8 protein-coding genes and 3 pseudogenes are annotated in these 8,612 nt (G+C 67.7%); 6 read left to right on the forward strand and 5 right to left on the reverse strand.

The features are described 5' to 3' along the window. Nucleotides 1-91: 91 nt before the first annotated feature. Nucleotides 92-439 (reverse strand): annotated as a pseudogene (locus ACZ62B_RS38970) (transposase); the annotation flags it as partial. A 274-nt stretch (nucleotides 440-713) separates the two neighbouring features. Next, the gene (locus tag ACZ62B_RS38975) at nucleotides 714-1,364 is read right to left on the reverse strand and encodes a hypothetical protein (RefSeq protein ID WP_469694001.1); all 651 of its coding nucleotides are present in this window, start codon (nucleotides 1,362-1,364) and stop codon (nucleotides 714-716) included. A gap of 633 nt (nucleotides 1,365-1,997) precedes the next feature. On the opposite strand from ACZ62B_RS38975, the gene ACZ62B_RS38980 reads away from it, so the two are divergent. The 5 genes and pseudogenes from ACZ62B_RS38980 (at nucleotide 1,998) to ACZ62B_RS39000 (ending at nucleotide 5,448) form a co-directional block, all read left to right on the forward strand. After that, nucleotides 1,998-2,261, forward strand: a complete 264-nt coding sequence (locus ACZ62B_RS38980) for a helix-turn-helix transcriptional regulator (RefSeq protein WP_404762985.1) — start codon at nucleotides 1,998-2,000, stop codon at nucleotides 2,259-2,261. A gap of 171 nt (nucleotides 2,262-2,432) precedes the next feature. After that, the gene (locus tag ACZ62B_RS38985) at nucleotides 2,433-3,299 is read left to right on the forward strand and encodes a DUF6083 domain-containing protein (RefSeq protein ID WP_469694003.1); all 867 of its coding nucleotides are present in this window, start codon (nucleotides 2,433-2,435) and stop codon (nucleotides 3,297-3,299) included. A gap of 3 nt (nucleotides 3,300-3,302) precedes the next feature. Continuing rightward, nucleotides 3,303-3,779: a hypothetical protein gene (locus ACZ62B_RS38990; RefSeq protein WP_469694005.1), complete on the forward strand. Its 477-nt coding sequence runs from the start codon at nucleotides 3,303-3,305 to the stop codon at nucleotides 3,777-3,779. Further along, nucleotides 3,776-4,249 carry a Tn3 family transposase gene (locus tag ACZ62B_RS38995; protein ID WP_469694006.1) on the forward strand — a complete coding sequence of 158 codons (474 nt, stop codon included), beginning with the start codon at nucleotides 3,776-3,778 and terminating at the stop codon, nucleotides 4,247-4,249. The genes ACZ62B_RS38990 and ACZ62B_RS38995 overlap by 4 nt, the downstream gene beginning before the upstream one ends. Nucleotides 4,250-4,278: 29 nt before the next feature. After that, nucleotides 4,279-5,448 (forward strand): annotated as a pseudogene (locus ACZ62B_RS39000) (IS701 family transposase). Between the two features lie 152 nt (nucleotides 5,449-5,600). On the opposite strand, the gene ACZ62B_RS39005 reads toward ACZ62B_RS39000, so the two are convergent. Further along, nucleotides 5,601-6,497 (reverse strand): IS982 family transposase, encoded by an 897-nt coding sequence (locus ACZ62B_RS39005; protein ID WP_469694008.1) that lies wholly within the window; start codon nucleotides 6,495-6,497, stop codon nucleotides 5,601-5,603. Between the two features lie 57 nt (nucleotides 6,498-6,554). Further along, complete coding sequence (locus ACZ62B_RS39010; RefSeq protein ID WP_469694010.1) at nucleotides 6,555-7,052, reverse strand: VOC family protein; 498 nt, start codon at nucleotides 7,050-7,052, stop codon at nucleotides 6,555-6,557. Between the two features lie 244 nt (nucleotides 7,053-7,296). Between ACZ62B_RS39010 and ACZ62B_RS39015 the strand changes: the two genes are divergently transcribed. Next, nucleotides 7,297-7,527 (forward strand): bacteriocin immunity protein, encoded by a 231-nt coding sequence (locus ACZ62B_RS39015; protein ID WP_469694011.1) that lies wholly within the window; start codon nucleotides 7,297-7,299, stop codon nucleotides 7,525-7,527. A 9-nt stretch (nucleotides 7,528-7,536) separates the two neighbouring features. Here the strand turns inward: ACZ62B_RS39015 and ACZ62B_RS39020 are convergent. Continuing rightward, nucleotides 7,537-8,468, reverse strand: a pseudogene (locus ACZ62B_RS39020) (IS5 family transposase). Nucleotides 8,469-8,612 lie beyond the last annotated feature (144 nt).

Raw genomic sequence — 8,612 nt, forward strand, 5'->3', positions numbered from 1 at the left:
GCATCGACGTCCTCTTCGCCATGCTCCGAGACGGCACTTTCTACCAGCCACCTACTCCGGCCACCGCTTGACGAAAACCATAGGGGCACCTTTTCAGGGCCCGCATGTTGACCGAATCGATCGCGCAGCGGGACCAGTCCAGCTCGCCACGGGAGCCAAGTTCGTCGAGGACCAGCCGGTGCAGCTTGGCCCAGACCCTGGCCTTGCCCCACTCGGTAAACCGGCGGTGAGCCGTTGCTCCCGACGGCCCGAACGAGGCGGTTGGGAGCTGCTGCCAGGTGCAGCCCGAAGTCGCCACAAACACAATCGCAGCCAGCACTTCACGATCACCGTGCCGACGCCGGCCGCCGCCTTGAGGCCGAGTCGGTGCCTCCGGCACCACCCGCTGGAACAATTCCCACAACTCGTCCGGCACCAGCCGTTCAACGATCCCCACCACGACCGGCAGCCTACCCAGCCAATTTGAGATGGCTTGTAAGGGGCGTTGATCGTGTCAGCTCTGATTGGGATGGCCGGAGGCGCTCTGGCTACCCCCGTGCGACGTCGAGATTGATACTCGAAACCGGAGCCTTTGACTACGAAACCCTGCAATGTAAGTCTGCCAATCGCCTGAGGGTGGCTGCAGATGAACGAGGCAGGAGCCTTCCGGGGCGTTGAGGGCGACGTTTAACGTCTTAACTCGTCGATTCATCTTCGCCCTCGGCCTGACTTGCTCAAACGAAGGTTGAAAACGGATCATGAGCCAGTCCACTGCTCAAGGCCATGGAGTCTGCTGGCTCCGTAAGCGGCTGTACTACTGAGGGGGTCTGCTCTCGGTGCGTGGGCAATCGCCAGAGTACTTCGTCGGTTTCCCGCTTGTGATGCCAAGCCGGCAGGGTGCGGACGGTCACCAGCCGGTCGAGGAGTTCTCCGGTCTGCTGGGGGGAGTGTCCGCACAGCCGGGCGAGGGTGCCCATGTCGATGCTGTGTTCGGTATGGGAGGAGGTGTGTGTGGCCAGCACCAGGGCGGTCAGCCGCAGTGCGGGCGGCGCGGCCGGCAGGGGCAAGGGCGCGGGGTGCAGTGCCCAGTGGGCGGCGCGGCGCCGGGCGCGGCAACCGGGTACCTGGTCCAGGGCCGCGGCATCGAGCAGCCGCAGCTGCACGGGTGCCGACCTGAAGTTCGGCAGCTCCAGCCAGCCGACGTGGGCAAGTTCGTGCCACAACTCGCGATACCCGCGCAGACGCATGCCGCGCAGCAAGCCCACAGGAAGTCGGACCCGTGCGTGGATGTCGGCGCGCAGGGCGCACTGCAGGGCCAGGAGCCGGGCGGCGGGGGAGGTGAACCGGGGCAGTGCGGCGCCCAGGTAGGTGAGCATCTCCCGCACGCGTACCTGCTCCTTGGGCCCTGGACGGAACCTGTGGCATGCGGAAGGCGGCCGACTGGGGGAGGGGTGCGGCCGGGGACAGTTGAACAGTGTGTCGGGCACGGCGGCGGTACGGCTGGTTGCTGCCGCGCAGGCCGCGCAGGTGTCGGCCAGTCGCCAGGTGCGGCCGCTGCGGTCGCGGGTGAGGGCGAGCAGTACCGGCCCGGAACACCCGCGGTGACGCGGATGCCACAAGCAGCCCTGCATCCGGCACTGGCAGCTGCGCAGGTGCGTCGGCAATGCATTGGCGCGGGCATGGCGGGCCAGATGCGTCAGGGCGGCGGCTCGTGCGGAGGGTGCTTCAAGGGGAGCGGTGGGAGTAGCGCAGGAGGGGCAGACGAGCGTCAGGCCGCCCGCTCGCGGACGCAGCTCCACTGTCCAGATACGCCGTACTGCGGTATGCGCGCCGGCAAGCCTCATCGGCTGATGGTCCTCCCAACTTGTCCGTACTGCGATGGCCGGTGCCCCGGTACCGGAAGGCCGGAGGCGGACGCACGGTAGTGCGGTTCCTTATACCGCGAGCCACCCCCCTTCCGGCAAATAGTGCAGAAATCTGCACTGACAGGGCGGATGTCCGAACCATCGGATGGTGGGGTGACGATCTTGCCGCCCGACCCCGACACCACCGCACTGCGCCTCCAGTTGGCGCGCCTACGGGTCGAGCGCGGCTGGAGCTTCGACGAACTCGCCAGCCGTACCGGCCTGGCCCGGCGCACTCTCATCGACCTCGAACACGGCCGCGCCGCCGGCAACGTCACCACCTGGCACGCCCTCGCTCATGCCTTCGACGTGCCGATCGAGCACCTGCTGGGCACCCTGTGCTCCGACCACACCCCGCCCGGCACCCGCACTCCCTGACGCCACCCGCTCCCTATGAATGCGGAGCGCAAGAAATCACCCGAACCGACGATCAGGCGCCGAACGCCTGATCGTGTACTGGCTGATCTGTTCGGGCGCGCTGGGCCAGCCGGGGGACATCCCCGCCGCAGCACCACCCATTACCGCGTGCCACCTGGCACTTTGCCCGCCATGCGCCCCAACTCCACCCCTCGCCGCCACTGGGACGGCAGCCCTCGCCTCCGCCATCCCCGCCGGTCTCTGCAGGTCGCCGCCCACAGCCCCAGCCGCCTGCTGCGCGCCGGCCAGACCGGACGCTGCCGCAACTGCGGCAACCGCATCGACTGGTACCAGCGCACCGACCACCGGCCCATCGCCCTGCACCCGGCGGAAGTCGCCACCACCGACATCCCCGAAGCCTGCCGCTGGCACCTCAGCGGCGGCATCGCCCACCCCCACGACGACGGCAGCGGCTGGTGCCGCATCCCGCACGCCGTCCTCTGCCCCCGGCCCGCCACACACCCCCACGCCACCGGTCCTGCCCTCGTAGCGCTGCGCCGTCAGCTCGCCGTCTGTTCTCGCCGCCTGATCGACACTGGCGCCTTCACCCCCGTGCCTGCCTCGCCCGCCACTACGCCCTTGGGAACTGACCGTGACCGGCCGGTTCGACCTGTCGTGCGGATCCTCCTCACCCATTACCTCGGCGAAAGCCCCGTCGAAGACATCCGCTGCATCGCCCAGACCCGCCAGCGCCACCGCTGCACTCAGTCCATCCTCGCCACGGCTCACCCGGCCGGGCGCTGGGTGCTGCTGCCCATCCAGCCCCACCACGGCCCAATCGCCCAACCGGGCGGAAGCATGGCCGTTTACGACCTCAACCACCTGCCCCACTCCGAGCAACAGCGCTGGCGCGCCCAACGCTGCATCACCCACGCTGCCGTCCCCGCCGCTGCCGACCTGGCCCTGGCCGACTGGCAGCCCCTCGACCCGCTCCTGCACGCCGCCCACCTCCACGCCCGGCTGCCGCACCCCGCGCCGCACCAGCCCCACCGGCGGTGAAGGATGCCGCACCACGCCCTGGAGATCATCCTCACCCGCCCTCTGAACCCGGCCGAGTTCGACGAGGCCTGCCGCAGAATGCCGCTCGCCGCCAGCCACGACACCACCCGCCTCATGGCGCTCGTACCCGCCAAGAACCCTCACAGGGCCGCCCACCGGCTGCACCGACGCCTCAAAGACCGGCTCCCCATCGACGTGATCACCACGCACTACCCGGACACGAGTGGACACGTGCTGCTCAACGTCGTTCTCCCACCTGCCGCACACGCAGCCCTTCAGACGACGGCTCTTTGCACAGGACAGAAACCCGAGCGCCTCCTGGAACGAGCCGTCCACCAGGCCCTCGCCGAGCACACCGACCAGGAAGTGAAACGCCTCGAGCACGAAGTGCGCCGGCTTCTCGCCCACACCGTCCCCGCCCACCTCCTGGCCGCCATGGGGCACGCGCTCATCCAAGGCACCCAAGAACCCACGCCATGAACCCGACCGGCGAGCAGACCACCGCAGCCGACGCCTTCGCGGCCGGCGGCCATCTGGCTGTGCAGGCCGGTGCGGACACCGGCAAGACCACCACCCTGGCCATGCTCGCCCGCACCACCCAACGCCGCGGACACTACCTCGCCTACAACCGCGCCATCGTCCAGGACGCCGCAGCCCGCTTCCCGAAGAACGTCCTGTGCAAGACCGCCCACCCCACCTACGCGGCGATGCTGGAAGTCGGCCGCGCTCAGAAGACCATCTTCGTGGCCCGCTACCTGCGGCTTCGGGATCTTCAGCGGGAGATCGAGGAGGGCCTGAACGTCATGGAGTCCTTTAACGGCGCCAACTCCGTGATCGCCTACGGCAAGGGCGGGGAGATCGTCTCGAACCGGCGTGACGAGCAGGAGATGTTCGTACTGTGCTTGCGCATCCTCCAGCCTGCCCTAGTAGTGCTTCGTTACGTTGAGTGATCTCGGCTGATCGTGGGTAGCTTCCTGGAGTGAGGTTGGGGGAAGTGGAACGGCTCCGGGGCGAGTGCTATCTGCGAGGCTTGATGCTCGACGGCCGGCGCAAGTCCATCCAGCCGATGGCTGAGCGTCTGCCGGACGGGAACATGCAGGCCCTGCAGTAGTTCGTGAACCAGTCGCCGTGGGATCCGTTACCGGTCAGGCGGCGGATCGCCGAGCGGTTGTGCGAAGCCATCCGCCCTGAGGTGTGGGTGATCGACGACGTGTCGTTCCCCAAGTGCGGCAAGGCGTCGGTGGGGGTGGCCCGGCAGTACTGCGGAGCGGTCGGCAAACGGGCGAACTGCCAGGTCGCGGTCAGTGTCCATGCCGCCACCGATACCGCCTCGTGCCCGTTGGAGTGGCAGTTGTATCTGCCGCGTGAGTGGACGGACGAGCCGGACCGGCGCCGCAGGGCAGGAGTCCCCGACGACGTGGTGCACCGGGAGAAGTGGCGTCTGGTGCTCGGCCTCCTGGACAGGCTCGCCCAGTGGCAGTTGAAGGCTCCGGTCGTGGTCGCTGACGCCGGCTACGGCGTCAGCACCCCGTTCCGGCTCGGCCTCCAGGCGCGAGGGCTGTGCTATGTCCTGGCCCTGAACGGGAAGGAAGTCGCCCACCCCGGGGATGCCGAGCCGCACCAGCCTGCTTATGGCGGGCTCGGGCCACCCACCCTTCCCCGTTACCGCACCCCACCGCGAGCCGTCTGCGTCCTCGCCGCGCAGGCGGGTGCGGAGCGGTTCACCGAGGTGACCTGGAGGCAGGGCAGCAAAGGCACGATGACCTCACGGTTCGCGGTGCTGACAGTGCGGCCCGCAGGCAAGCAGTCCCTGGCCGCAGCTCAGGAGGCCGGCGGCGGCCGCAACCGGTGGGACGGCGTCCTGCCCGTCCAGACGCTCCTCATCGAATGGCCGGACGGCCAGGACACCCCGACGGACTACTGGATATCGAACCTGCCCGCCACCACACCAGTCGCCGACCTGGTGCGGTGGGCCAAGATGCGCTGGCGGATCGAGCACGATTACCGCGAGCTCAAGCACGGCCTCGGACTGGACCACTTCGAGGGCCGCACCTGGCGCGGCTGGCATCACCACGTCACCCTCGTCACCGCCGCCCAGGCATTCCTCACCCTCAGGCGGCACGATCCAAAAGTCCGCACACCGGCCTGACTCTCTACCAGGTCCTCGACGTTCTTCAGGACCTGCTGAGGTGCTGGACCGGTACCTGCGCCACCTGCGGACGACCCCTGCCCAGCCCTCGGAGAAGCCGCAGACAGCCCAGAACCTAACGAAGCACTACTAGACGAGTAAGTCCGGTGTGTTCAGTGATCGAATGTGATCAGAGACCGCATGACAGGCTGGCCGGTCTTGTGATTACGCCAGATGGCTGCGGCCAGGGCGAGGACACGCTGGGCGACGCGGACCGCGACGCCCTCAGCGGTGCGGCCGCCGTGCTGTTCCAGATCGAGCTGGCCCTTGAGAGTGTCATTCACAGATTCGATCAGCTGCCGCACCGACTTCAGCAGCCACGCTCCCCGGTGTTTGTTCTCGCGCTTGAACGAGGGCCGCAGCAGCTCGATCTCGCGCATGGCAAGGTCGTTCTCGAACTCCCTGGAGGCAAAGCCCTTGTCGGCGATCAGCAGCAGCCCGGGCCGGACGGCTACCAGGCCGGCGTCGAGGTCGAGCATGGCCTGCAGCACTTCGCGCTCGTCCAGTTTCGGGTTGGCCAGCGCCCACAGGACGGGCATCCCCGTGGGGGTGCACACCAAGTACAGGCGCAGGCCCCAGAAGAATCGAGAGTACGAGGCGCAGTACCCGTATCCGGCCCGGCCGGCCAGGTCCGACCGCTTCACCGTCGGGCGGGACATGCCGCACGGCACCGGTGTGGAGTCGACGATCCAGTGGATGTCGAACCAGAAGTCCGTGTCCGCCGCGAGCATCCGTATCGCCTTCTTCACCAGCGGCGATGCCGCTTTGAGGCGCTTGTTGTACCCAGACTGCTGCGGCAGATACGGGGACATCGACACCAGGTGCACCTTCGCGTAACGCAGCCAGCGTGTCTCGGAGTGGAAGCCGAGCAGAGCCTGCGCGACCGCGAGGGTGACCAGCTCGGAGTCGCTGAGCCGCGGTGGCCGGCCCATCCAGCGGAGGGTCTCCAGCCCGTCATCGATCTTCACGTACAGTGCAGTCAGCAGGGTGCCCAGGTTCTCATTCGTCACACAACGATCTTGGGCACCCTCTTCTCACCCCGTGGCGGCAGGCAGGACGCTGGCTACTCAGCCGAGGTCAAAGGCTCGGTCTGGGAAGAAATCGGCGCTTTGGACGTACTCCATCGCTTTGGTGAACTTGGGTTCGCCGAGGCGGCGTTCCATCTCCTGCGGGCTCAGGTCTTCCACGCGGGTCTGGATCCAGTACAGGTTGCCCAGCGGGTCGCGCACCCGCCCGACCCGGTCGCCGAAGAACAGGTGGGTGACCTCAGTGACCGAGGTGCCGCCGGCCGCAACGGCCTGCCGATGCACGGCATCGGCGTCCTCGACGTAGAGGCGGAGGAAGCCGGGGGTCGGCGGCCACTCCGGCCGCGCGTCGAACATCATCACCACCGAGTCGCCGATCCGCACCTCAGCATGCTCGATGCTTCCGTCCTTGCCGGCCAGGCACGCGAGTTCCTCCGCGTCGAATGCCCTCTTCATGAAGTCGATGAGCTGCACTGTGTCGCGCGAGATGATCCACGGCGTCACAGTGTTATAGCCCTGGGGAACCGGCTTGACGGACATCTGACTGCCTCCTGGGGGCGAGCGCCTCAACGTGGTGATGACGCTAGTTCCGCTCTAGGTCAATCCCTGTCCTAGAGGTGCCCGATGGATGGCGACGCACGTCACCCACCAGAGTCGTCCGGGATGAGTGCACCGCTTACAAACAGGATCTCGCCAGACGGGCCAGCCAGACATAGGACTTGATCGTCTAGGAGCTGTCCGGGCGATCACGCGTCCCGTTAGGGTGAGTCGGCGGAGGGACGTGATGGGTGCTGTGGAGATGACTCGCGCGGAGGCGGTCGCGCTCGTGCAGCGGATCATGGAAGCGGACTACGCCTTTGACGACGAGGTGGACGGCTGGCTGGACAGGCTCGACAGAGCCCTGGCATGCCCGTCCGGTTATGTCAGCGACTTGATCTTCTGGCCGCCGGAGCGGGAGCTTTCGGCTGACGAGGTAGTCGATCAGGCCCTGGCGTACCGGCCGATCGCTTTGTGAGGTCGGGACTCAGCCCCGAAGCCAGATGAGTAGAGCTGCGGTGGTTGCGGTGCCGAGGAAGACGTAGCCGCGCTTGTCATAGCGGGTGGCCACGGCCCGGGACTGCTTCAGCCTGTTGATCGCTCGTTCGACGGTGTTGCGCTTCTTGTACCGCTCTTCGTCGAAGCCAGGCGGCCGTCCGCCGCGTGAGCCTTTGCGTAGGCGGGCGGCCTGGCTGTCGGTCTTCTCTGGGATCGTGTGCCGGATGCCTCGGTGCCGCAGGTACTCGCGGCACGGGCCGTTGCTGTATCCCTTGTCGGCCGCGAGGCTGTCGGGCTTCGTGCGGAGCCGGCCCGGACCGACTCGCGGAACCCGGATCTTTGCCAGCACCGTCTGGAACTGGGTGCAGTCCGCCCGCTGTCCGCCGGTGATGACCAGGGACAGCGGGCGGCAGCGGCCGTCGGCGCTCAGGTGGAGTTTGCTGGTGAACCCGCCCCGCGAGCAGCCCAGGCCCTCGCCTCCTGCACCACCTCCACCAGCCGGGCGAGCAGGCTTTGCCACGGTGTTTCGCCCTGCTGTTCTGCCGCTTCGGCCCCCTTTGACGCGGGTGCCGGCGGCGGGTCGGTCCGGGCACCGGCCGCGTGTTGATGGGCGCGCACGATGGTGGAGTCCACCGAGATGTCCCAGTCGATCTCGCCCGCGATGTCGGCGGCGGCCTGGACCTGCTGCAGCAGACGCTCCCACGTGCCGTCGGCCGACCACAGCCGGTGGCGTTCATAGACGGTCTTCCAGGGGCCAAACCGCTCGGGAAGATTCCGCCACTGCACCCCGGTCCGCACCCGGTGCAGAATCCCGTCGATCACCTGTCGGTGATCCCGCCACCGGCCACAACGTCCATTGCTCACCGGCAGGAACGGCCGCAGCCGTTCCCACTCCGCATCCGTCAGATCGCCCCGCCCCATGCCCGCAACAACGACCCAGGCACAGAGCGGTCACATGATCGCCCGGACAGCTCCTAGTAGTGCTTCGTTAGGTTCTGGCTCTGGTTCTGCTGCTGGTGAGGGGTCGGCCGCAGGTGGTGCAGGTGCCGGTCCAGCACCTCAGCA

The sequence above is a fragment of the Streptomyces sp. NPDC053426 genome, assembly GCF_055585405.1.